The sequence below is a fragment of the Variovorax sp. 679 genome (genome assembly GCF_003952185.1).
Taxonomy (GTDB): Bacteria; Pseudomonadota; Gammaproteobacteria; order Burkholderiales; family Burkholderiaceae_C; genus Variovorax.
Genome location: NZ_RXFS01000002.1, coordinates 685,026 through 710,555, shown reverse-complemented (window position 1 = coordinate 710,555; position 25,530 = coordinate 685,026). Strand labels below are relative to the sequence as shown.

The following is a 25,530-nucleotide window of genomic DNA, read 5'->3' as shown; positions in this document are numbered from 1 at the left end:
AGGCTGTCGTGCAGCGCTTCCGCGCGAAGCGGGTCGAGATCTGCCTCCATCCGGGCGATGTGCCGATGGCTGCGTTCCCGCTGCCGCCGCTTTCGGGGCGGCGCTTGCGCACGGCGATACCGGGGGCGATCGAACCTTGTGCGCTGCAACCGCTGGACGAACTCGTGACCGGATTCGGCCCGCGTACGGCGGACGGCACGGTGCCTGCGGCGTGGATCGCCCGCCGCGTGGTGCGAGGCTGGATCGGGTTGCTGCGACAGCACGGCCTGGCGGTGCGCGAACTGCATCTGCCCACTGCCTTCCTGCCATGCCCGGCCGAAGGCTGGGTGGCTTGCCGGATCGACGAGTGGGTGGTCGTGCGCACGGGGCGCGACCAGGGGTTTGCGCAGTGGCTGCCTGAAGGCGCGGATCGCATGGCGGGTCTTGCGGTGCATGCGGACGGGGATTCGCCGCCCCCGGCCGTGCAGGCCGTGCAGGCCGTGCAGGCCGTGCAGTGGGCTGGCGACGCGGATGCGGCCGAATGCTGGTCGGGCGAAGGCTGGAGCTGGTCGTTGCCGGTCGCCGATGCCGCGGAGGGCCGTACCGCTGCGGCATGGGTCGTTCCGGCCGTCGGTTGGGGCGCACTGGCCATTGCCGTGTGGTTGACGGGATTGAATCTCTACGCGGGCCAGCTGGCCAGGGAGGGCCAGGCGCTGAAGCGGCAGATGGCTGCGCGCGTCAAGGCCGCGTTTCCCGACGTGCCGGTGGTCGTCAATCCCGTGCAGCAGGCCCGGCAGCAGAAGGAGGCACTTGCCGCCGGCGGGCAGCCCGCGGCCACCGGGGATCTCGCGGGGCTGCTGCGCGCGTCCTCGAATCTGCTGGCACAGGCTCCGTCCGGACAGGTCCAGGGGCTGCGCTACACGGCCGGCGCGCTGCACGTCCGCTGGCGCGACGGTGGAGCGCCAGGCGCCGAGGAGCGACGTGCGCTGGAGGCGCAAGGCACCGAGCAGGGCTTCGGCGTGAAGGCCGGGGCGGACGGACTGCGCCTGACCCTGGCCGGCCCGGCAACGCCCTCCGACAAGAACAACGACAAGAAGGCCATCCAGTGATCCTCGAACGTCTGCGCCCGCTGGGGCGCCACCTCGGGCCGCTGCTGAAGCGACTGGGCGAAGGCAACGCACGATGGCAGGCACTGTCTGCGCGAGACCGTCTTGCCGTCGCAAGCGCCGCGATCGTCATGGTGCTGGGGCTGACATGGCTGGTGTTTGCGCGCCCGGCACTGGAAACCGTCGCGCGCTGGCAGCGCGATCTGCCGAAGCTGCGTGCCCAGTCGGCCGAGCTTGACCAGATTCTTTCCGACGTGCCCGCCGCGCGCGGGCAGCACTCTGGCGCGGGGCCCAGCGAATCGCCGCAAGCCGGGCTGGACCGGGCGGGCCTGCAAGGCCGCTATCGCGTGCAGGTCGTGGTGAACGACGCGCCGGCCGGCACCGGCAAGGCGGCGCCGGCGAAGGCATGGCGGATCCAGTTCGACGAACCGGTGCCAGCAGCTTCCGTCTTTCCATGGCTGCTGGCGGTTTCGGCGCGCGCCGACCTCGAAGTCGTCGGCGCCGTGCTCGACCGCGCGGACAACGCCGCCGAAGCCGGTGCCGGCTCGCAGGGGCATGTGCGCGGCGTCGTGAACCTGCAGTCCACCTCACTCTACAAGGATGGCCCGTGAGACGAGATCGAAAGGGCGCAGCGATGCGCCGATGGACCATGGCGTGCTGCCTGGGGCTGGCCGGCCTGGGTGCCGATGCCGCGACGACCGCGACGACCGCGCCGCCGCAGAACCGGGCTGCATCGACACAGGCCGCGCGTAGCGACCGGGACGAGAAGGTGATCCTGAATTTCGTCGATGCCGACATCAGCTCCGTGATTTCCGCGCTGGCCCGTTTCCTCGGCCGCAACTTCCTGTTCGACCCGCGCGTGAAGGGCCAGATCACGCTGGTCTCCGAAGGCGAGGTGTCGTCGGCCACGGCCTACGGCATGCTGACCTCGGCGCTGCGCATGCGCGGCTTCGCGATCGTCGACGTGGGCGAAGTGAGTCGCGTCGTGCCCGTGGCCGATGCCAAGCTGCAGGGGGGCGCGGTCAACGCGCGCAACGCCGGCGGCGGCATGGCGACGCGCACCTTCCGGCTGAACTACGAGAACGCCGAGGCCATGGTGCCGGTACTCAAGCCGCTGATTGCGGCAGAGAACACCATCACCGCCTACCAGGCCAACAACACGCTGGTGGTGACCGACTACATCGAGAACCTCGAGCGCCTCGCGCGCATCATCGAGAGCATCGACACGCCGACCTCGCTCGACTCGGAGATCGTCAAGCTGCGCAACGGCGTGGCGGTGGACATCGCAGGGCTCGCCACCGAGCTGCTCGAAGGCAGCGGAGAGAAGGGCAAGCGCGACATCGTGGTGCTGGCCGACCCGCGCTCCAACAGCATCGTCATCCGCTCCAGCAGCCCGGGGCGCACCGCGCTCGCGCGCGAGCTTGTCGCGAAGCTAGAGAACGCGCAGAGCGATCCCGGCAACCTGCACGTGGTCTACCTGCGCAACGCGCAGGCCGTGCACCTGGCGGGCGTGCTGCGCGGTCTGCTGACGGGCGAGTCGCCCGACACATCGGGCACGGGAGCCGGATCGGTCCGCGCGGCCCTGGGCTCGGGCGGCATGCTTGGAGGCGCAGGCGGGTCGGGTGGCAGCAACAGCAGCGGCAGCAGCAGCAACAGCGGCAGTTCGTCGGCCAACGGCAGCGCGAGCCGCGGTACGGGCGGCACCTCGGGCAGCGGCGGGGCGACCGGCGGCCTGCGCGGCGTTTCTTCGGGCGCGAGTGGCAATGGCTCGCAGGGTGGCGCGCCGGGCGCCGGCGGCTCCGCCGCGTTTTCGTCGGGCGGCGTGACGGTGCAGGCCGACGCGACCACCAACACGCTCATCATCGCCGCGCCCGAGCCGATGTACCGCAGCCTGCGTCGCGTGATCGACACGCTCGACCAGCGGCGCGCCCAGGTGCTGGTCGAGAGCCTGATCGTCGAGGTGAACGAGACCGATGCCTCGGAGCTGGGCATCCAGTGGATGGCGGGCGGTGGCAACGGGCGCGGCGTGCGCGGGGGAACCAACTTCGGCGCGGCCACGCTCAATCCCAACGCGCGCAACACCATCGAGGCGATGCCCAGGGGCCTGAACGTCGGCATCGTCGACGGCACCGTCAAGCTGCCGGGCGTGGGCGAGATCCTCAACCTCAAGCTGCTGGCGCGAGCGCTGCAGACCAAGGGCGGCGCCAACATCCTGTCGACGCCCAACATCCTCACGCTGGACAACGAGGCGGCCTCGATCATGGTGGGCAAGACCGTGCCCTTCGTGAGCGGGCAGTACATCACCAACGGCAACAGCAGCACCAACCCGTTCCAGACGATCCAGCGCGAGGACATCGGCCTCAAGCTCAACATCCGTCCGCAGATATCCGAGGGCGGCACCGTCAAGCTCGACATCTACCAGGAAGTCTCGAGCATCGACGACCAGGCCTCGTCGGCCGCCAGCGGCATCGTCACCAACAAGCGGGCGCTGGACACCAGCATCCTGGTCGACGACGGCCAGATTATGGTGCTCGGGGGGCTGATGGAAGACAACGTCACCAACGGCACCGATGCCGTGCCCGGCCTCGGCTCCGTGCCGGTGCTGGGCAGCCTGTTTCGCTACGACAAGCGCCAGCGCGTGAAGACCAACCTGATGATCTTCCTGCGGCCCTACGTGATTCGCGACGCGAACGCGGGCCACGGCCTCACGCTGGACCGCTACAACTTCATGCGCACGCAGCAGGGCCGCCTGAAGACCATGCCCTACGGCCTGCTGCCCGACCCCGGCGCGCCCGTGCTGCCGCCCATCGGCCAGCCGGGCCCGGCGGACGCGCCCGAGGTGGACCTGCGGCCCCAGAGCTGGGAGCGCACGCGCGAACAGCCGCCGCCGCCGACCGCGTCGGCCAGCGCTGTCCGGCAGCGGCCCGCCGAAGCGGCCCCGCCGCCGCCGGTGATGCATTCGAAGCTGCCGGTGGGCGTGACCGTGGAGTCCGATGCCGCCGCATCGTCGGGCGCCGGGGGTGCGGGAGGAGGCGGCAAGGTCGCTGTCGTGCAGATCGCCGACGTGAGAGCCGAGCAGGACGCCGTGCGCATCGTCAAGCGGGTGCGCATCAGCGGCATCGGCGCCTATATCGTGGGCGGGCCGGGCGGTGAAGGGAACCTGGTGCGCGCCGACGTCGCGTCCGATCCGCAGGCGGTGGAAAACGCCGTCACCGTGCTGCGCGAACTGGGCTACAAGCCCGAAGTGGTGACGACGCCGTGACGCGCGGCACCGGGGCGATCCGATGAACGCGCCGACGCCCGGCATCGCGCTGCCCCCTGCGTGGGCGCGCAGTCATCGCATCGTCGTGCGAGTCGAGGGCGACACACCCTGCCTCCTTGTGTGCCGGCGCACGCCGGGCTGGGCCGTCGTCGAGGCGCGCCTGAAGCTGGGCGACCTGCCGCTGCGCCAGGTCGAGTCGCAGGAGATGGACGCGCTGCTCGGCGCCACCTACGCCGATGCCGGCGACGCCGCATCGGTGGTCGGCGCGGTGGAGCAGCAGGTCGATCTTGACCGGCTGATGCAGGACATTCCGGCCGTCACCGACCTGCTCGACGCGCAGGACGACGCGCCGGTCATCCGCATGATCAACGCATTGCTCGCGCAGGCCGCGCGCGACGGCGCGAGCGACGTGCATCTCGAATCCTTCGAGACCCATTCGGTGGTGCGCTTTCGCGTCGACGGCACGCTGCGCGATGTGGTGGCGCCGCGCAGGGCGCTACATGCGGCGCTGATATCGCGCATCAAGATCATGTCGCAGCTCGACATCGCCGAGAAGCGGCTGCCGCAGGACGGGCGCATCACGCTGCGCGTGGGCGGACGGCCGATCGACGTGCGCGTGTCGACCGTGCCCACCGCGCACGGCGAGCGCGCCGTGCTGCGCCTGCTCGAGAAGGATGCGGGCCGGTTGAGGCTCGAACGCTTGGGCATGGCGAGCGACACGCTGGCCGAACTCACGCGGCTCGTGCGGCAGCCGCACGGCATCGTGCTCGTCACCGGCCCCACCGGCAGCGGCAAGACCACCACGCTGTACGCGGCGCTGGGCCAGCTCGACCTGGGCAGCAGCAACATCCTCACCGTGGAAGACCCGGTGGAGTACGACTTGCCCGGTATCGGCCAGATCCCGGTGCACGGCAAGATCGGCATGACCTTCGGCGCGGCATTGCGCGCGGCGCTGCGGCAGGACCCGGACAACATCATGATCGGCGAGATTCGCGACCTGGAGACCGCGCAGATCGCGGTGCAGTCTTCGCTCACCGGACACGGCGTGCTGGCTTCGCTGCACACCAATGACGCGGTGTCTGCAGTCACGCGCATGACCGACATGGGCATCGAGCCCTTCCTGCTTTCGTCGTCGCTGCTCGGCGTGCTCGCGCAGCGGCTGGTGCGCTGCCTGTGCTCCGCATGCAAGGCACCGCGAGAGCAATCCGATGGCAGCGTCGTCTACGTGCCCGTGGGGTGCGCGGCCTGCGGGAACTCGGGCTTCAAGGGCCGTACGGGCATCCACGAATTGTTCGTGGTGCACGACGACATCCGCCGCCTGATCCACGAGGGTGGCGACGAGCAGGCCATGCGCGAGGCGGCTGCGAGGCACGGCATGCGCTCCATGCGGGAGGACGGCCAGCGCTGGGTGCGCGAGGGCGTGACCACCGCCAAGGAGATCATGCGCGTGACGCGCGACGCATAGGAACAAGGCGCGCAGCAATGGCACGGTTCGAATTCGAGGCCGCGAGCGGCAGCGGCGACATCCAGCGCGGCACCACCGAAGGCGAATCGGCGCGCGCGGTGCGTGCGCAGCTGCGCGAGCGCGGCCTCACGCCGCTCGACATCCGCGAGGCACGCGGCGGCGATGGCGGTGCGCTGTCCTGGTTCCAGCCCAGGCTCGGCGCGGCCGACCTGTGCTGGGCCACGCGCGAGCTCGCGAGCCTGCTGGGTGCACGGCTCACGCTGGAGGCCGCGCTGGTCGCGACCATCGAGCAGGCCGAGCGCAAGCACGTGGCCGATTCGCTGAGCGCCGTGTGCGACAGCGTGCGCGCCGGCATGCGGCTGGCCGATGCATTGGGCGAACGGCCGCGCGACTTTCCGCAGATCTACCGCGCGCTGGTGAGCGCGGGCGAAGACTCCGGCGACCTCGCGCGCGTGATGGAGCGCTTGGCCGACTATCTCGAGAACCGCGACAGCCTGCGCGGGAAGGTGCTCACGGCCTTCATCTATCCGGCCATCGTCGGGTTCGTGTCGTTGTGCATCGTCGTCTTCCTGCTGGGGTACGTGGTGCCGCAGGTGATCGGTGCCTTCGCGCAGGCGCGCCAGGAGCTGCCAGGCATCACCCGCGCGATGCTGGCTGCAAGCGCCTTCGTGCGCGAGTGGGGCTGGCTCACCGCGGGCCTGATCGCGGGCGCATGGGTGACCGCGCGTGCATTGCTGCGCGACGCGGGGCGCAGGCTGCGATGGCACGGACTCGTCCTGCGCATGCCGATGGTCGGGCGCTTTGCGCTCGGCGTCGACACCGCACGCTTCGCATCGACGCTGTCGATCCTGATGGACGCGGGCGTTCCGCTGCTGCGCGCACTGGAGGCCGCGCGGCAGACGCTGGCCAATGAATGGATCAAGCGCTGCGTGCTCGAGGCCACGGGCCGAGTGAAGGAGGGCACGCCGCTCGCCGCGGCGCTGAAGGCGCAAAAAATATTCCCGTCGAATCTCGTGCACCTGGTGGCCAGCGGCGAGAAGACGGGTGCGCTGGCGGCCATGTTCGAGCGTGCCGCGCTAAACCTTTCGCGTGACCTCGAACGCCGCGCGATGCGCCTCACGACCATGCTCGAACCCTTGATGATCCTTGCGATGGGCGGTGTCGTGATGGTCATCGTGCTTGCCGTCCTGATGCCCATCATGGAGATCAACCAGATGGTGCGATGAGCCCTTCGCGGGCCTCTTGTTCGGGAGTTTTTCCCTCTGTGTTCCCGAGTTTGTTTCGGCCTGCTGTCACCTCCGGAAAAGAAGATCGATGACGTCGCCAGAGGGGCGGCACAGGTAGCGAAGGGGCAGGCGCTCATGAAGAAGTCGTCCTGCCTCTGGTAGCTCATTTCTCTTGGTCCATTCAAAGGAGTTTCCATGAGTGCAAAGTTCAAGACGGTCGCCCTGTCGGCCGTGATGATGGCGGGTATGGTTGCAGCGGGTGCCGTGTCGGCACAGACCGCGGTTGGCGGTGGCGCGACGCTGCCCGAAGTCTTCTACAAGGATCTTCTCCCCAGCGGCGTGGGCTTCACGGACTACACCTACACGGGCACGGGCAGCGGCGCGGGCAAGAAGGCGTTCCTGAACAACAACCCGCAAGCCACGACGGGCAGCGAGTTCCGTGACGAAAGCCAGGCCACCCGCCCGATCTGGCCGACGACGCAGTCGGTGCATTTCGCCGGCAGCGACTCCGCGCTGACCCAGGCCGAACTGGATGCCTACAACCCCGCTCACCTCAGCGGCTGGGGTCCCGTGATCCAGGTGCCCAGCGTGGGCACGTCGGTGCTGATCCCCTACAAGCGTTCGGGCATCAGCAACCTGGACCTGTCGGACGCCAAGATGTGCGCGATCTTCTCGAACAAGACGGGCGGCATGACCTGGGGCCAAGTGCGCGGCACCAGCGACACCACCACCGTCAAGGTCGTCTATCGCTCCGACACCAGCGGTACCACCGAACTGCTGAGCCGCTACCTCGTGGCCGCCTGCCCCAGCTCGGGCTTCAAGGTCTCGAACAACTTCGCCACCGTGGTCGGCAATGCGCTTCCGGGCGCTACCTCCACGACCCCCGTCGCGCCTCCCGCGCACTGGGTTGCCGTGTCGGGCAGCACCGGCGTGCAGAACGCCATGACCACCGACAGCCGCCTCGGCTACCTGAGCCCGGACCCGGTCTACACGGGCAGCAGCAACGCCGTGGTCGCCAAGATCAACGGCAACCTGCCGTCCCTCACCGCGATCCAGACCGCGCTGGGCACGCAGTCGCTGCCGGTCGGTGGCGCTTCCGCCGCCAGCAACCCGCTGGCCTGGGTTCCCGCCTACGTGAAGCCGACCCCGGCCACCGGCACGGGCTCGAGCTATCCGATCTTCGGCACCACCAACCTGCTGGTGAACCAGTGCTATGCCAACGCCGGCGCACAAGCCAAGGTCGTCGACTTCCTGACGCGCCTGTATGACACGGATGCCAATCCGCACAACTTCGTCAACGTGCCCGCCGCCTGGAAGACCGCGATCGTCGACACCTTCCTGACGGCTTCCAGCAGCCTGTCCATCGGCCGCACCGACGTCTGCAACGGCATCGGCCGTCCGTAAGCAGTCGATCGACTGCCTGTCAGCGGCCGGAGTCCGAAGCACACCACGGTGCGTTGGTCTCCGGCTCTGCCTCGAGAAGAAGGGTTGCACCGCATGCGGTGCGGTCCGGACCCTCGGGGCTTTTTGTTGTCCATGCGATCCCAGGAGGAGCTTCACATGAGTGCGAGGCAAAGGATGGCCGCATCTGCATTCGCGGCCGTGTCGGCGATGGTGCTGGCGAGCCTGTCGGCGTCCGGCATCGCTCATGCACAGATGGTCGTCGGCGGCGGCTCGAAGCTGGCCGAATCGACATACGGGCAGCTCCTGCCCAGCGGGGTGGGGCTCACGGTCTTCAGCTACACGGGTACCGGCAGCGGAGTCGGCCGGACGGCCTTCTTCGACAACGATGCGACGGCCTTCAGGAACGAGTCCCTGGTTGCGCGGCCGTCGTGGCCATCGACGCAATCGGTGCACTTCGCCGTCAGCGACTTCGCGCTGACGGCGGCGGAAGTCTCGAGCTACAACGTCAGCCATCTGGCCGCCTGGGGCCGCATGATCCAGGTGCCGGCAGTTGCCGTCCCGGTGCTGCTTCCCTACAAGCGCCTCGGTATCGCCAACCTCGACCTGTCGGACGCGAAGATGTGTGCCGTCTTCTCCAACAAGCCCGGCGGCCAGACCTGGGGCCAGTTGCGCGGCACTTCCGATGCGACGACCGTCCGACTGGTCTATCGCACCGATGGCAGCGGCACCACCGAGTGGCTGAGCCGCTATCTGGTCGCGGCATGCCCGGGGTGGGGGTTCGCGGTCTCGGGCAATTTTGCGGCCGTGGTGGCAGGTGCGGTCGCCGGGGGCATCATTCCCGCGCAATGGGTCGGCGTTGCCGGCGACAGTGCGATGGCGACATCCTTCGGCGTCGATGGGCGCATCGGCTACATGGCGCCCGATGCCGTCTTCACGGGCACCAGCAATGCGCTGGTCGCGAAGGTCAATGGCGTGCTGCCGGTCGCGGCCGCGATACAGGCCGCGCTCGGGGTCCAGGTTCCGCCGGGTCCGGGCGCACCCGCGGCAGGCAACCTGCTCGCATGGGTGCCGCCCTATGTGAAGCCGACGCCGGCCGCGGGCGCCGGCGCGATCTATCCGATCTTCGGGACGGTGCAGATGCTGCTGAACCAGTGCTACCGCGACCCGTGGGTGCAGGCGAAGCTGCAGGAATTCGTGGCGGGCTTCTACGGTGCCACCGCCTTCGACGACGGCCTGATCGCGCTGCCGGGCTCGTGGAGAACGGCTGTCACCGGTACTTTCCTGGACAGCGGCAACTCCCTGGGCATTGCAAATGTCAACGTCTGCAATGGCATCGGCCGACCGCTGCAGAACTGAATGCCTTGGGCTGCGTGCTGGCAATGAATGTCATGGGAACGTCACCCCGCCCGACTAATGTAAACACGGCGTGTCGGGCGGACCTTGGTCTGCGTCGTGGCAGACGCGGGAACTTGGGGATATGTGCGTCAACAGGGCATGACAGCGAATTCGGCATCGGTCAGTGTGCTGGCACTGACCTGGTGTCTGGCTGGGGCAGCCACGTTGTTCGCCACACGGGACCTGCATGCACAGCCGAAAGAAAGACAACAGCCTTCGGTGCCTGCCTTGCAGGCGGCGCCGGTGGCACAGATCGAATTCGACATCGCCGCCCAGCGTCTGGGCGATGCCATCGATGCCTACAGCAAGGCAACGAGGCTGGACATCTTGATCGATGGCGAGCACGCGCAGCGCTCTTCGAGCGCCGTGCGAGGCACGCTGACCGCAATGGAGGCACTGGAGGCGATGTTGGCAGGAACTGGCCTGGAGGCGCGCTACGCGAACGCAGGCTCGATCGTGATTCGCGCGGCCCGCACACCGGGCGTCGCGACACATGCGGCGGGAGTCGAGGCGATGGCCATCGAGGAGTCGGGGTTCAGCGCGGGGGATGCCACGCACCGGGCCTACGCCGCCCAGGTGCAGGACGCCTTGCGCGGCAGCCTGTGCGAGTCCGTGCAGACGCGCCCGGGGGGCTATCGGCTTGCGCTGCAATTGCGGCTCGACCCGCGCGGCGCGGTGGAGCGCTTCCGCCTCCTGAGCACCACGGGCGAACCGGACCGCGATGCGGCGGTGCAGCGCAAGGTGCGCGACCTCGTGGTCGGTGCGCCGCCACCGCCTTCGCTGCCGCAACCGCTGGTGATCCTGCTGCTGCCCGAGGGGCCGGATGCGGAACCCGATTGCGGCGACGCGACTCGCCGTACCACCGCGCGCACGCCATGAACGAAGGCCCCTCGTCCTCGCTGCGTGCCCGCATGGTCGCGCGTTATGCCGAGCTGCGCGGCAAGCTCGAGCGCATCGTGGGCTCGCGCGACGATGCTGCGGACGCGATGCAGGAAACCTGGCTGCGGCTGGCCGCGATGGGCGAGGGCACCACCGTGCACAACCCCGATGCCTACCTGCTGCGCATGGCCGCCAACATCGCGACCGACCAATACCGCCAGGACAACGTGCTGCTCGTGCGCGGCGAGATCGCGGAACTGGTGCACATCGTCGACGAAGCCTCCGATCCCGAACGCCTCGCGAGCGCGCGCAGCGACGTGCAGGCGTTGAGCCTGGTGCTCAATCGCATGCCGGCACGACGCCGCGCGATCCTGGTGGCGGCTCGGGTCGAGGGCAAGCTCAACAGCGAGATCGCGAAAGAGCTCGACGTGTCGGTGAGCACGGTCGAGAAGGAGCTTCGCGCGGCGCTGGAGTTCTGCAAGAAGCACTTGCCGCACGTCGATGCGGCTCAACGTGGCCACTATGCCGGTGCGAGAAAATACTGATGATCGCCATCATGTCTTCCCCTGAAACCGAATCCGGCATGCTTCGCCGCCAGGCCGACGCCTGGTGGGTGCGGCTGCATTCGGGCCAGGCGACGCGCGCCGATGCAGAAGCATTCCGCCAATGGGCCACGCTCAGCAAGGAGCACGCCCAGGCCTGGCGCGAAGTGATGCGCACGTGGACCGCGCTCGATCCGTTGCTGGCCGAGGAAGCCAGGCGCCAGGCCTCGCGCTCCGGCGTCTTCTCGTCGGCGTGGCCTTCGATCGGCGGCCTGTCGCAGGCATTGAGCTCGCCCGGCCGTCGTGCCTTCCTCGGCGGCGCGGTCGCCGCCTCGGTGGCTGCGGGCGTGCTGATGGTCGAGCCGCCGCTCGGGCTCTGGCCCTCGATCGGTGATCTCTCGGCCGACTACCGCACCGCGACCGGCGAGCAGCGCGAGGTGGCGCTGAGCCAGCGCGTCAGCATCAGCATGAATACGCAGACCCTCATCAACCGCAAGGCCGGTGCGGACGCCGGGACGGGCGGCATGGAGTTGCTGAGCGGTGAAGCCGAGATCCAGGCGAACGGCGCCGACGATTTCTTCGTCGATGCCGGCGGCGGACGCATGCAGGCACGCAGCGCGCGCGTCAATGTCCGCTACACCGGGCCGCAGGTATGCGTGACCTGCCTCGACGGTCGCGTGTGGGTGTCGGTTGCCGGACAGCAGCGCCCGCTCGAAGCCGGCAGCCAGCTGACCTACGACCGCGCCGGCATCCGGGAAGTCGAGCCGGCCGACCTGGCGCGCGTCAGCACATGGCGCAGCGGCACGCTGTCCTTCGACCAGATGCCGCTGGCCGAGGTGATCGCCGAGATCAACCGGTATCGCCCGGGGCGGATCATCCTGCGCAACGAGGAACTGGCCCGCACGCCGGTGCGGATGCGGGTGGCGCTGAAGAGCATCGACAACGCGCCGGTGATGATCCGGGAGCTGTATGGCGCGAGATTGCGCAACCTGCCCGGCGGCATCGTGCTCCTGAGCTGAAGCCGTTCGCCGCTTCGCCGCCGTTCTTCAAGAAAGTTACGGGTTCTCCTCCGCAGGATCGTCATGGAGGATGAAGCAGCGCCACCCCGACGATCCGACTTGCGATGCCGAGGCATGTCTGGGCGAGGCGTTCGACTTGCTGGTCCGCCTCAACCGGTTGCGAGCCAGCGATTCCGACGAGGAGGCCGAGCAGGAGGCGCGCGCGCTGCGCCGCTGGTGCGCGCGCAGCGCGGCGCATGCGCAGGCCTGGCGTGAAGCCATGGCGCTGTGGCAACTGCTGCTGCCGGCCGCATGCGGCATTGCGGCGTCGCGCGCCGCACGCCGCCGGAGCCCGGCCCGTCTTCCGCTGATCGCGAGCGCGTCGAACGACATCCGCGTGGCCGAGGAGAGCGCTGCTTCCGACACGTATCCCACGCACTTTCACTGCAGGCAATCATGGTCTTGAATCCGGACAACTCACGTGCCCATTCGTTCGCGGGACGACGCACCACGGATGGGAGCGAGCTTCTCCGGGCTCCGTTGGCGAGCGCCATTGCGCTGGCGCTCGCCACGCTGGGTGCGTTGACCCCGGCACAGGCGAACCAGGCCTTCAGTCCGGCATGGCTGGCCGCGAAGGGTGCGGCGCAGGCCAACGCGATGCAGACAGGCCGGCTGCCGAACGGCATGCCGGTGTCCTCGCTCAACGGACCGACCGCGCAGCGGCAGCAGGCCGAGGCGCAATTGCAGCGCTCGATCGGCAATCTCAATATCGCGGCGCAAGCCATTGCCGCGCAGCAGGCAGCACAAGCCGCTGCGCGCCGCGCGGCGCAGGACAGCCCATCGTCGGTGCCCGACGGTCTGGCCGAGGGCGGCCTGCGCGTGGATACCAACAGCCTCACCGCCGGCTGGCTCAACGCCAACGCGCCGGTGCAGTCGCAAGCAAACGGCCGCACCAATGTCGCGATCCAGCAGACCGCCGATCGTGCGATCCTCAACTGGGAAACCTTCAACGTCGGCCGCAACACCACGGTGGAGTTCCAGCAGCAGCCCGACTGGGCCGCGCTCAACCGCGTCAACGATCCGCAGGCACGGCCTTCGCAGATCCAGGGCCAGATCAAGGCCGACGGCACGGTGCTGATCGCCAACCGCAACGGCATCGTCTTCAGCGGCAGCAGCCAGGTCGACACGCGCAACCTCGTCGCGGCGGCCGCGAAGATCAGCGACGAGCAGTTCAAGGCGCGCGGCATCCACAGCGCGAAGACAGGCGACAGCTACGTGCCCAGCTTCACCGACGCAGGCGGCGCCGTGAAGATCGAGGAGGGCGCGCGGATCACCACGGCCACGCCGGGTTCCGTCAAGCAGGGCGGCGGCTACGTGCTCATCCTGGGCCAGGAGGCGAGCAATGCCGGCACCATCACCGCGCCGCGCGGCCAGGTGCAACTGGCCGCGGGCGATTTCTTCATCGTGCGGCCCGGCCAGGGCACGGCGGCCAACCAGGCCTCCACCACGCGCGGCAACGAAGTGGCGCCGCAATTCAACGCCGGTAGCACGGCGGGCCGGGTCGTCAACACCGGCCTGCTGCAGGCGCCGGAAGGCGACATCACCCTCGCCGGACGCAAGGTGGTGCAGGATGGCGTGGCGCTGGCCACCACCACGGTCGATGCGCGCGGCACCATTCACCTGCTCAACTCGGCCTCCGACAAGCTCGGCAGCGTCACCGTGACGCCGAGGGCGCTGAACGCGGTGCTGATCGACGACAAGAGCGGCCGCACCGTGCTCGACAGCCAGCGCGACGCGCTGATCGAAGAGGGCCCGAAGCAGGCGCTGAAGCGCGGTCCCCTCGGCGTGTTCGACAACCTCTCGCTGTTGGACGACCGGCGCGACCTGTCGCGCATCGAGATCGTCTCGGGTGGCAATGTGCTGTTCGAGGGAGGCTCCGTCACGCTGGCCACCGGCGGCCAGATCGCGGTGAGCGCGGGCAAGGGCACGGGGCGAAGCACTGTTGCCGACGGCGCGCGGCTGGACGTCTCGGGCGCGGTGGGCGTCCAGATCGCGATGGCGTCGAACAACATCGAGGTCAACATCCAGGGCAACGAGCAGCGCGACTCGCCGCTCAACCGCGACACGGCGCTCCTGAACAACCGTGGCGTCTGGATCGATCGCCGCAAGCTGCAGCGCCTGGCCGCAGGCACGGGCGGCTACGACAAGGACCGCTGGTACACCCCGGGCGGCCTGCTCGAAGTCGGCGGCTACCTGGGCCTGCAGGGACACAGCATCGGTGAGTGGGCGGCGCAGGGCGGCAGCGTGACCTTCGCCGGCGGCGAGGTGGTCACACAGGCAGGCTCGAACATCAACCTGTCGGGCGGTACGCTCGATGTGCAGACGGGCTTCATCCGCCAGAGCTGGCTCAAGGGGCCGGACGGACGGCTCTACGAAGTCTCGAAGGCGCGCGACGACATCGCCTACACCGGCCTCTACCGCGGCTTCGAGGACGAACACAAACGCTGGGGCGACAAGACCACGGGTTATTTCTACAACCCGCTGATCGGCCCGCAGCAGCGGCTGGAAAACGGCTACACCGTGGGCCGCGACGCCGGGCGGCTGGTCGTGGCAACCGATGCGGCCGTGCTCGAAGGCGGCATTACCGCGACGGCCTACCAGGGGCCGGGCCAGGCGGCCCGGGCCGATGCCGGACTTGACGGCTATGCCCAGTCGCACAACGCGGCGGCACAGGCGGCGCAGCTGATCCTCGGCAACTACGTCACCGGCTACAACCCCAATGCGGCACTGGGGCCTGTCGGCGTGTTCCGCCAGCTGGTGCCGACCTTCGAGCGCGTGGTCTTCGGCACCGCGCAGCCGGACATCGGCGCGGGACTCTCGCCCGAGACGCCGTTGCCGCCCGAACGCAGGGAGACGCTCTACGTCGACAGCGAACGGCTCAACAGCTTCGGCCTGGGCGAGATCACGGCGCTGGCGAACAGGAGCGTGAAGGCGGAGAGCGCGCTGTCGGTGGTGCCGGGCGGTCGCATCCGGCTGCACGCGACGCAGGTCACGGTCGATGCCGACCTCACGGCACGCGGCGGCAGCATCGTGCTGGGCAATGTGCTGAACCGCATGACGCCCGAGGGCATCAAGGACGGCCCGATGGCCGTGCCCGAAGGCGCGACGGTGGAAGTGGTCGTGGCCAGGGACGTGAAGCTCGACGCGCGCGGCCTGTGGAGCAACCTTCAGCTCGACGCCGGCAATGCGCTCGGCTTGCCGTATCTCGACGGCGGCAGCGTGGACATCCGCAGCTCGGGTGCCGTGACGCTTTCGGCCGGTGCGCTGATCGACGTTTCTTCGGGCGGCGCGGTACTGGCCGACGGCAAGACGCGCGGCGGGCGAGGCGGCGACGTGACGCTGTTCGCGGACATCCAGCCGGCGGATCCGAACAGCCACGCACTGCTGAACGTCGATGGAGAGATCCGCGGCTATGGCGTCAATGGCGGCGGTGTGCTGCGGCTCGCCTCGGGTACCGGGATCATCGTCGGCGGCAAGAACGTGGGCACGGGCGTGCTCGAAGCCGGCCGGGCGGCGCTGACCGATGCGATCCTGCTGCAGGACTACCGGGTTCGCGCGGGCGACATCCTGCCGGTGGACTACAGCTACCAGCGTACGCGTGCACTGCCGGGCGAAGCCGTGTCGTCGGTTCCGCTCTTCGATGCCAATGCCAACGCCGTCACGCTCGCGGCGGACTGGAAGTTGCCGGATGCGCTTGGCGCCTCCGGCCTGTATTCCGTGACCGCCATCGTCAACGGCAGGTCGCAGACCTTCAGGGGCTGGACGGCGAACGATCCCGACGGAAAGAAAAGCGACACGATACCGGCAGGCGCGAAGGTGACGCGCATCAGCATCATCAACAACAATTTCCCCCGGGGCTACATCGTGCCGGCGAACGTGTTCCCGAACGGGTTCGCCATCATCGCCGAGACCGCGACCGTGACTGCAGGCCGTATCGCCCCTGCCGACTTCACGATCAAGAGCGGCACGAGGATCGCGGCCGGCGCGGTGTTCACGCAACCGGTGGGCACCAGTGCCAATGTGGCGCTCGACCCCCGCATCTTCCAGTCGGGCTTCGCGCGCTACGACGTCGACGGCCACATGGGCGTGGTCGTTGCGGACGGCGTCGGGCTGGACGTGAAGATGCCGGTCTACCGTTTCACCGATACGTCGAGGAACTTCGCCTCCGGTGTGCAGCCGGCCAGCGCGCTGGAGCTGTGGACGCCGCCGCTGTGGACGGAGGACCCGATGAAGGCCGTGCTCACGCAGCGCGGCGGTGCGAGCGTGGCACTGCGATCGACCGGCAGCGGCACCGCCTTGGTCAGTGGCCTGATCGATGTCCGGCAGGGCGCGTCGATCACGGTCGATCCGGGCCAGTCGATTGCGCTGAAAGGCCGTGACGTCGCGGTCGACGGCACGCTCACCGCATCGGGCGGCACGATCGCCATCGACGGTACGGGAGAACCGACGCGAGCCGGCCTGGTCTGGCTCGGCGATCACGCGGTGCTCGACGTTGCCGCGCGCGCGGCGGTGGCGCGCGACAACAGCGGCCGTGCGTATGGACGTGTCGTCGATGGCGGCACGATCGCCATCGGCGGCGCGCTGGACTGGGAGCAGACGGGCGAGGCCAGCGTGCCCGATTCCTTCGTCGTGATCCGGCCGGGCGCGCTGCTCGATGCATCGGGCACCAGCGCCGTGCTCGACCAGGGCGCCGGCCTGCCGGCAGGGACGACGGTGGCGAGCAAGGGCGGCTCCATCGTGCTCAAGTCCAACCAGGGCCTGTATCTGGACGGCACGCTCCGCGCGGCTTCCGGTGGCGCCGGTGCCGCGGGTGGCACGCTCGCAGTGGCCCTGGACTCGGCGACCTACGACCGGGGGGTGACCCGCGGCGACCTGCTGCGTCACCGGGAACTGACGGTGGCGCAGGTGCAGGGCGACAGCCCGTTGGCCGCGGCGCAGACGCGAGCTGCGGCCAGGAACATGCTGCGCACCGGCAGCGCGCGCATCGGTGTCGATCGCATCGAGGCAGGCGGCTTCGACAACCTGTCGCTGCTTGTGCATGGGCCGATGAGTTTCGACGGCGATGTCGCGCTGCACATGAACCAGAGCCTGCGCCTGTACGCAGGCACCTACGCGCAGGGCGCGACCGCCCCGGCCGGCTCGACAGTGAGCCTGTCCTCGCCCTACGTGCGCCTGGCGGGCGTGACGCGCCTTCCCGGCCGCGACGGCAGCGGCATCGTGCTGCCCGCCGCCAACTGGGCCAACGGCGCGTCGCTCCAGGAGAGTGGCGGCAGCTTCTCGGTGCACGCCGACCTGATCGACGTGCGCGACCGTGTCGGCTTCGGCGTTCATGCGGACGTCGATCTCGGTGTCGGCATCTACAACGTCGACCGGCGTGCCTTCGCGAAGGTGGACCTTGCCAGCGAAGGCGACATCCGCCTGCTCGGCGGATTGCCGTCGCGCGGTCTCAGCGGCGATACCACCACCGAACTCTCGACGCCGGGCAGCATGACGCTGACTGCCGCGCAGATCTATCCGGCGACCGGCGCCAATGCCCAGATCGTGGCCGGCTTTCCCGTTGCGGGCGTCAACCCGGAAACGAGCCTTCCGTACAACTATGCGAGCGGCAGCGTGCTGGCCATCCACCGCCAGGGCGACGCCGATCCGGCCATGCCCTACTCGGCCTTCGGCAGCCTCGTCCTCGGTGCCGAGACCATCGAGCAGGGGGGCGTCGTGCGCGCGCCGCTGGGCCGGATCATCCTGGGCTCGCACGCGGACGGCGCGACGGCCACGCATGTGGACCTGCTTGCGGGCAGCCTCACTTCGGTGAGCGGTGCCGGCCTGGTGATGCCCTACGGCGGCACGACAGACGGCCTGGGCTACACGTACAACGGCCAGCCCGTGAAGCTGGATGGCGTCGGCGGCATGGCCTCCGGAGGTCTTACCGTCGGCCGCGGCATCGGCCTCAAGGGCAGCCACGTCGACGTTCAGGCCGACGCTGTGCTCGACCTGTCGGGCGGCGGCACGCTCGCGGGAGCCGGCTTCGTCGCAGGCCGCAGCGGTTCGGTCGACATCCTGAAGACGCCGCTGGCCAATGCCAATCCCGTCAACAGCTTCAGCAGCGCGAAGAACACGGTCTACGCGATCGTTCCCGGCTACTCGGCGGGCTATGCGCCGGTGGCGCCCGAGGCGGGCTTCGGCACGCCTGGCATCGGCCAGCAGGTCACCGTGCCGGCGGGTGTGCCGGGCCTGCCTGCCGGCACCTACACGCTGATGCCGTCCAACTATGCCTTGCTGCCCGGCGCATTCCGGGTCGAGATCGGCACCGTGGATCGCCTCGGCATTCCGGGCGTCAGCAACATCGGTGGCTCCTACCGCATGGCGGGGCAGCTGAGCGTGGCCAACACCTCGATCCGCGAGTCGCTGCCGAGCCAGATCATCGTCACGCCGGGCGGCCAGGTGCGCAAGCACTCCGGCTACAACGAGACCGACTACAACGCCTTCGTGCTGGCGGATGCAGCGCGCCGCGGCTACCTGCGCGGCATGCTCACCTCGGACGCGAAGACGCTCGACATCTCGCTCGTGAAGCCGGCCGAGACGGATACCGAACGCACCGGCCTGACGTTCGACGGCAAGCTGCGCCTGGGTGCCCAGCCCGGCACGCAGGGCTATGACGGCACGGTCAACGTCCGCAACCTCGCGGAGGTGCTGGCGACGGGGCAGGCCGCCACGGATGGCCTCGTGGGAGCCTCCGTCCATGCCGACGAGCTGAACAAGCTCCAGGCGCCCAGGCTCGTGCTCAATGGAGCCATCGTCACGGGCTACGGGAATACCGGCTACCTCGCCGAGATCGTCGGCGACGGCAACCTGGTGCTGCGCAGCGGAGCCAGCCTGTCGGCCGGCGACGTCATCCTCGCGAGCAGCCCGGGGTTCGACGGCGACCGCAGCATCGTCATCGAGGAAGGCGCATCGATCAGCACGATCGGGAAGGGCAGCGGCGGCTTCGATTCGCGCAAGGGCTACCTGTTCACGGGCATCGGCGTGGTGGCGCTTTCCAACGGCTGGCTGAACCTGCAGCTGGGGCGCCCCCTGAATGGGCCGACCAGCACGGTCGCCATCGACATCGGCAGTTGCGCGAGCGAAGCCTGCGACGGAACGACGCGCCTGGTGTCCGAAGGGACGCTGGCAATCGCCACAGGTGGCTCGCTGGTGCTGACGCCGAAGGTCTCCTACGGCACGCGAAACCTGTCGCTCGCGCTGGCCTCGGTCAACCTCGGCGAGGACGCGAGCATAGCGAATGCGGATGCCAACGGCCGGCTGCCACGGGGGCTTGTGCTGAACCAGGGGAAACTGGACCAGCTGCTGGCGGGCAACAACGCCATCGGCGCACCGGCCCTCGAAACGCTGACGCTCAATGCGCGCGATGCCGTCAACGTCTTCGGCGCGGTGAAGCTCGACGCTTCGAGCCTCCAGAGGCTGGTGCTCGGCACGCCCGCCATCTACGGCTACGGCGCGGCCGGTGACGTGGCCGCGATCCGCGCGGGGGAGTTCGTGTGGGCAGGCTCCACGGCGGCACCGGGCGCGGCCATGGCCGAGCACCTGGGCGACGGCACGCTCGACATTGCCGCACGCTCGATCGTGCTCGGCCCGGGCCCCTATGCGCAGCCCACCGGCCTCACCACGGACGCGCGCATCGCACTGGGCTTCGGCAATGTGAAGCTGACGGCGTCCGAGCGCGTCACGTCCAGCGGCAGCAACACGCTCGCCGTGTACCGGCGCCAGGGCGAGTACACGCCCGGCGAGGGCTATGCATACGAGGGCGGCAACCTGCGCATCGCGGCGCCGGTGCTGACCGGCCAGGCCGCCTCGAAGACGCGCATCACCGCCGGTGGCGCGATCAACGTGGCAACCGCGGAGGGACCAGGCGCATCGAGCGATGCGCTCGGTGCGACGCTGGAACTGAAGGGCAGCAGCATCGGCGTGGACGGCAACATCGTGCTGCCTTCGGGCCGGCTGGTGCTGTCGGCCACCGGCGACGTGGCGCTGGGCGGAACCTCCCGCATCGACCTGTCCGGGCGCAAGGTGTCGCTGTTCGACGTCGACAAGTTCAGCTGGGGCGGCGACTTCGTGCTGTCGAGCGAGAAGGGCAGCATCACGCAGGCAGCCGGCTCGCTCATCGATGTCTCGGCACGCTTCAACCGCGGCGGCACGATCGAAGCCACGGCGCTCGGCGCGGATGCCGGCCATGTGGAGCTGGCCGGCGCGATCCGCGGCGCCAGCAGCGGCAACTACGATGCCGGCGGCACGGTCGAGCCCTACGACGCAGCCGAACTCACGGTGCGCGCGCAGACCCTCGGCGACTTCGCGGGTCTGAACAACCGCCTCAACGAAGGCGCCGTGTTCGGCGCGCGCCGCTTCCAGGTCAAGCAGGGCGACCTCGTCGTGGGCGACGGCGTGAAGGCGCGCGAGGTGTCGATCGCGCTCGACGGAGGCAGCCTGCGCGTCGATGGCCGCATCGATGCGAGCGGCTACCAGGTCGGATCGATCCGCCTCGCGGCCAGGGGCGACCTCACGGTCAACGGCACGCTCGATGCGCATGGCACCGGCCTGCGCGTGGACAGCTACGGCAAGATCATCGACAGCCCGAACCGCGCCGTGGTCGACCTGAGCAGCAGCGAGGGCATGCTCACGCTCGGTGGCAGTGCGCGCATCGACCTGCGCGCCGGCACCGATGTGGCCCCTGGCACCGGGCCGGGCCGCAACGACGGCCGCGCGCGCGGCACGCTCGACCTCAATGCGCCGCGCGTCGGCACCGACGACGTGGCTGTCACGGTCAACGGCACGCCGCAGGTGCTGGGCGCGAAGAGCGTGGCGGTCAATGCGTTCCGCCGCTACGACGATGCACCGCTGGCCGACCTGCCGGATGTGTCGGGCTACCGGCCGCAGCTCATCACGCAGGCCTATCTCGACCGGATCGACGGCGACAGCCAGGCTTTCATCGATGCGGCGCAGGGCAATGCGGCGCTCGGCAGCCGGCTCGCCGGGCTGGGGCGCTATCACCTGCGCCCCGGCGTGGAGATCGTCAGCGACAAGCTGGCCAATCCGCATGGCGATCTCACGGTGGACGGTGACCTGGATTTCTCGGGCTACCGCTACGGCCCCGATGCCAACCGCGGCGATCCCGCGCGTCGCGGCTTCGGCGAGCCGGGCCGGCTGGCGATCCGTGCCGCGGGCAACCTCAACATCAACGGCAGCATCAACGACGGTTTCGCGCCCCCCTCGGCCACGCCCGGCGACAGCTCCTGGGTGCTGACCACCGGCACCAGCAACTTCGGCGGTGACATCGTGGTGCCGATCGACGGCGTGAAGCTCGAGTCCGGCACGATCTTCCGGGCGGGTGCGGTCCTCAACTACCCCGTGACCGTGGTGACCGACGGCGGCATGCCCTTGCCCGCCGGCACGCTGCTGCCGGCGGATGCGGTGCTCACGGCCGGCATGAACCTGGCGGCGGGCACGGTGGTGGCGGCGAACATCTACAACGCCGACGGGTCAGTGGCCTATGCCGCCGGTACGGTGCTGCAGGCGGCCGTGGCGCTCGAGCCCGGCATGCGGCTGGGCGCCGGCACGGCCCTGCGCTCCGAAGCCTACGTGGAAGCGTTGACATGGCCCAAGGGCGTGCCCATGCCGGTGGCGATGTCCACGACCGAGCAGGTCGAACTGAAGCGGGGCTCGCTCATCCCGTCGATGACCACGGTGCAATTGCTGGATGGCCTGCCGGTCAATCTGCGACCCGTGGTGAACGACACGCAGGGGCGCAACTGGGCCGTTGCGCCGATGCTGGGCGCGGGTGCCACCTCGTGGGACATGAAGCTGGTGGCGGGCGCCGACCTCGCGGCGGCGGATCGGCGCGCGCTGAACCCGGCCTCGACCGGTGCGATCCGCCTGGCCGACACGCACTATGTGGTGAACCCTTCGCTGGACGGAGTCGGCGGCAATGCGTTCCCCACCGCCTTCAGCGTGCTGCGTACCGGCACTGGCGACCTCTCGCTGATCGCCGCGGGCGACATCCGGATGGATTCGCTCTTCGGCATCTACACCGCCGGCACGGCGACGGACGTCGATGCGGCCTACACCCGCGCACGCGGCAAGGGCCCCGACGGGACGGTGATCGGCCCCCAGTCCGATCTGCCCGAGTACGCCGACACCCTCGCGGCCTATCGTGCCTGGTATCCCGAGCAGGGCGGCAACGTGCTGGTGTCCGCAGGCGGCAGGCTCGTGGGAGATCTCGCGGCCAACAGCGCGCTGCCCGGCAACTGGCTGTGGCGGCAGGGCTCCGGCACGGCTGCCGTCGGTACGGCGATTCCGACTGCCTGGTGGATCAATTTCGGTGCCTACACGGCGAACGACGCCACGGCGCCTGCCATGGCCGGGTTCACCGGCATCGGTGCGCTGGGCGGCGGCAACGTGGTGGTGCGCGCGGGCGCCAGCGCCGGAACGATCGACCGGCGCGGCACCCTGTCGTCGGGCAAGAATGCGGCGGAGCGCAGCGAAGCCCTGGTGGTCGCGGTCGGCAGCACGGGCCGGGTCGGTGCCGATGGCTCGCTCGCGCTCACGGGCGGTGGCGACATCGACATGCGCATCGTGGGCGCGCTCAATCCCAACCACGCGCTCACCGAAGGCTCCTCCCTCGAAAAGCTGTCGCTCACAGGCACGGTCACCAACCTGCGTGGCGCCACTCAGGTGCGCGCGGCGTCGATCGGCAGCCTGGGCCGGCTGTACGGGGTGGATTCCATCGACACACGCGGCATCGATCCGTTCACCGCGACCCGTGCCGACGTCCGCGGGGGCATCAGCCTCATACCGGGCGACACCGCGATCTACGTGCAGACACTCGGCGACCTGGCGCTGGGCACCGCGGCCGACCCTGGGCGCAGCTACACGCCGAACAGTTCGGCCTTCTCCTTCAATGGAATTGACTACGGCGGAGGCGGCGAGGGCTGGTTCAGCCTCTGGACCCAGCGCAGTGCGATCAACCTGACGTCGGCGGGTGGCCACCTGACACCGGGCATGGCCGCCATACGAGGCACAGAGCCGTTGTCCCTGGCGTCCTATGACGCGTGGACCGTCTACCCCTCGATCTTCCGGGCCGCGGCCCTGACGGGCAGCCTCTACTACGGCAACGCGGCGGTGCAGTACACCAATCCCGAATTCCTGAACTACGGCTTGACGCTGGCGCCCTCGCCGAGAGGCGAGCTCGAAGTGCTCGCCGGTGGTTCGATCTATGCCGGCCAGTCTTCGATGACCATGTCCGGTGCGGGCGTGCCGCTGCCCACGCCGTTCAATCCCGCATTCGTGGGCCGGGAGAACGGGCAGGGCGATGTGCTGGTGACCAACGCCTCCGGTGACGGGGGCGCGGTGACCGGCAAGGCATTCAAGGGGCCTTCGCTTTTCGCCTTCGGGCCGAACAGCGCGGAGTTCCGGCTGGACCGCGCCGCCGACGCGCAGCCCATCCGCTTCTACGCGGCCGGCGGCGACATCGTGGGGCTCAAGACAGGGGAGACCGTGAGCCTGAACAGCGGCGCGCGGACCTGGTTCAACGGCGCCGGACCGACCTGGATCAAGGCCGGTCGCGACATCGTGAACACGGGCGACGCGCCCGGCACCCCGACGCCGGGCAACAGCGACTTCGGAGGCTCCACAACACTGCGCGGCAACCTCGTCGTGCACGGCAACCCCACCGACGTTTCCATCGTCTCCGCCGGCCGCGACATCCTCTATGCCAACTTCGACGTCGCCGGCCCCGGCACGCTGGAGGTCACGGCCGGGCGCAACCTGCTGCAGGAGGATCGCGGCGGCATCACCTCGACGGGCCCGGTCGTGCCGGGCGACAAGCGCCCGGGCGCATCGATCGCGATGATGGCCGGCGTCGGCGGCCCTGCCGGCGCGAACGGCCTGGACATGTCCGCCATCCGCACCCGCTACCTCGACCCCTCGAACCGCGCCGATGCCGCGACGCCGCTGGCCAATCAGCCGGGCAAGGCCGCGAAGACATACGAGGTCGAGCTCGCCGCATGGCTGAAGGACCGCTACGGCTTCGCAGCCGGCGGCACCGCGCAGGCACTGGCCTACTTCGACGCACTCGCGCCCGAGCAGCAGCGCATCTTCCTGCGGCAGGTCTACTACGCCGAACTGCGCGCCGGCGGCCGCGAATACAACGACGCCGCGAGCAGCCGCAAGGGCTCGTACCTGCGAGGGCGCGAGATGATCGCCACGCTCTTCCCCGACCGCGACGCAGCCGGCCGCGAGATCGCGCGCAGCGGTGACATCACGATGTTCGGCGGCTCGGGCGTGCGCACCAGTTTCGGCGGCGACATCGAAATGATGGCGCCGGGCGGACAGATCATCCTTGGCGTGCAGGGCGCGGTGCCGCCGGCCACCTCGGGCGTGATGACGCAGGGGCAGGGCGACATCCGCCTCTTCAGCGAAGGCAGCCTGCTGCTGGGGCTGTCGCGCATCATGACGACCTTCGGCGGCGGCATCCTCGCCTGGTCGGAGAAGGGCGACATCAACGCCGGCCGGGGCTCGAAGACCACGGTGCTGTTCACGCCGCCGAAGCTGGTGTACGACAACGTGGGCAATGTCGAGATCTCCCCGCAGGCGCCGAGCTCGGGCGCCGGCATCGCCACGCTGGCGCCGATTCCGGAAGTGCCGCCGGGCGACGTCGACCTGATCGCGCCGCTGGGCACCATCGACGCGGGCGAGGCGGGCATCCGGGTGTCGGGCAGCGTCAACGTCGCCGCGCTGCAGGTGGTGAACGCGGCCAATATCCAGGTCAAGGGCGAATCGGCCGGCCTGCCGGCGGTGGCATCGGTGAACGTGAGCGCGCTCACCAACGCGAGCGCCGCGGCCTCGCAGGCCGGCGTGGCTGCGCAGGAGGCGCTGCAGCGCGATCGCGCCGCGGCGCGGCAGGCGCTGCCCTCTGTGTTCACCGTGCGGGTGCTTGGCTTCGGCAACGAGCCGGCCAGCGGCGGCAGCAACAGCAGCAGCAGCGACGGCGGCGATGCATCCGACGCAAGGAAGGGCGTGCAGGCCAGCTACAACCCGCGCAGCGTGATCCGCGTGCTGGGTGGCGGCGGCCAGCTGCCGCCGTCGGCCAGCCGGCAACTGACGGACGAGGAGCGCGCCAACCTGCAACGTTGACCTGCGCCCCGTCGTTCCCTCATTCCTTGTTTCAA

Annotated in this window: 12 protein-coding genes; all 12 read left to right on the top strand. The window is 69.5% G+C overall.

The features are described from left to right. Positions 1-8: 8 nt before the first annotated feature. The 12 genes from gspL (at position 9) to EJO71_RS07185 (ending at position 25,495) form a co-directional block, all read left to right on the top strand. On the top strand, positions 9-1,088 hold the full coding sequence (gene gspL, locus EJO71_RS07240; RefSeq protein WP_164546752.1) for a type II secretion system protein GspL: 1,080 nt from the start codon (positions 9-11) through the stop codon (positions 1,086-1,088). Further along, a complete protein-coding gene (gene gspM, locus EJO71_RS34280) occupies positions 1,085-1,696 on the top strand; it encodes a type II secretion system protein GspM (RefSeq protein ID WP_164546753.1) in 612 nt (203 codons plus the stop codon). Before gspL ends, gspM begins: the two co-directional genes overlap by 4 nt. Further along, on the top strand, positions 1,693-4,347 hold the full coding sequence (gene gspD / locus EJO71_RS07230) for a type II secretion system secretin GspD (RefSeq protein ID WP_206168992.1): 2,655 nt from the start codon (positions 1,693-1,695) through the stop codon (positions 4,345-4,347). Before gspM ends, gspD begins: the two co-directional genes overlap by 4 nt. A gap of 22 nt (positions 4,348-4,369) precedes the next feature. Continuing rightward, entirely contained in the window at positions 4,370-5,812 is a 1,443-nt protein-coding gene (gene gspE, locus EJO71_RS07225) for a type II secretion system ATPase GspE (RefSeq protein ID WP_125947456.1), read from the top strand. A gap of 17 nt (positions 5,813-5,829) precedes the next feature. Then, the gene (gene gspF, locus EJO71_RS07220; RefSeq protein WP_125947457.1) at positions 5,830-7,038 is read left to right on the top strand and encodes a type II secretion system inner membrane protein GspF; all 1,209 of its coding nucleotides are present in this window, start codon (positions 5,830-5,832) and stop codon (positions 7,036-7,038) included. 195 nt (positions 7,039-7,233) lie between these two features. Then, a complete protein-coding gene (locus EJO71_RS07215; protein WP_125947458.1) occupies positions 7,234-8,442 on the top strand; it encodes a substrate-binding domain-containing protein in 1,209 nt (402 codons plus the stop codon). Positions 8,443-8,598: 156 nt separating this feature from the next. Beyond that, positions 8,599-9,798: a substrate-binding domain-containing protein gene (locus EJO71_RS07210; protein ID WP_164546754.1), complete on the top strand. Its 1,200-nt coding sequence runs from the start codon at positions 8,599-8,601 to the stop codon at positions 9,796-9,798. Between the two features lie 258 nt (positions 9,799-10,056). Beyond that, positions 10,057-10,716, top strand: coding sequence for an STN domain-containing protein (locus EJO71_RS07205; protein ID WP_164546755.1), 660 nt, complete (start codon positions 10,057-10,059; stop codon positions 10,714-10,716). Continuing rightward, complete coding sequence (locus EJO71_RS07200; protein WP_125947461.1) at positions 10,713-11,261, top strand: RNA polymerase sigma factor; 549 nt, start codon at positions 10,713-10,715, stop codon at positions 11,259-11,261. Before EJO71_RS07205 ends, EJO71_RS07200 begins: the two co-directional genes overlap by 4 nt. 11 nt (positions 11,262-11,272) lie before the next feature. Further along, positions 11,273-12,277 (top strand): FecR domain-containing protein, encoded by a 1,005-nt coding sequence (locus EJO71_RS07195; protein WP_164546756.1) that lies wholly within the window; start codon positions 11,273-11,275, stop codon positions 12,275-12,277. A 70-nt stretch (positions 12,278-12,347) separates the two neighbouring features. Continuing rightward, positions 12,348-12,722: a hypothetical protein gene (locus EJO71_RS07190; RefSeq protein ID WP_125947463.1), complete on the top strand. Its 375-nt coding sequence runs from the start codon at positions 12,348-12,350 to the stop codon at positions 12,720-12,722. Positions 12,723-12,796: 74 nt separating this feature from the next. Then, the gene (locus EJO71_RS07185; protein ID WP_164546757.1) at positions 12,797-25,495 is read left to right on the top strand and encodes a filamentous hemagglutinin family protein; all 12,699 of its coding nucleotides are present in this window, start codon (positions 12,797-12,799) and stop codon (positions 25,493-25,495) included. The last annotated feature ends 35 nt before the right edge of the window (positions 25,496-25,530 follow it).

Coding starts and splice junctions, on each gene's coding strand:
- gspE (WP_125947456.1), top strand. CDS start 4,370: ATGAACGCGCCGACGCCCGGCATCGCGCTGCCCCCTGCGTGGGCGCGC.
- gspF (WP_125947457.1), top strand. CDS start 5,830: ATGGCACGGTTCGAATTCGAGGCCGCGAGCGGCAGCGGCGACATCCAG.
- EJO71_RS07215 (WP_125947458.1), top strand. CDS start 7,234: ATGAGTGCAAAGTTCAAGACGGTCGCCCTGTCGGCCGTGATGATGGCG.
- EJO71_RS07210 (WP_164546754.1), top strand. CDS start 8,599: ATGAGTGCGAGGCAAAGGATGGCCGCATCTGCATTCGCGGCCGTGTCG.
- EJO71_RS07200 (WP_125947461.1), top strand. CDS start 10,713: ATGAACGAAGGCCCCTCGTCCTCGCTGCGTGCCCGCATGGTCGCGCGT.
- EJO71_RS07195 (WP_164546756.1), top strand. CDS start 11,273: ATGTCTTCCCCTGAAACCGAATCCGGCATGCTTCGCCGCCAGGCCGAC.
- EJO71_RS07190 (WP_125947463.1), top strand. CDS start 12,348: ATGAAGCAGCGCCACCCCGACGATCCGACTTGCGATGCCGAGGCATGT.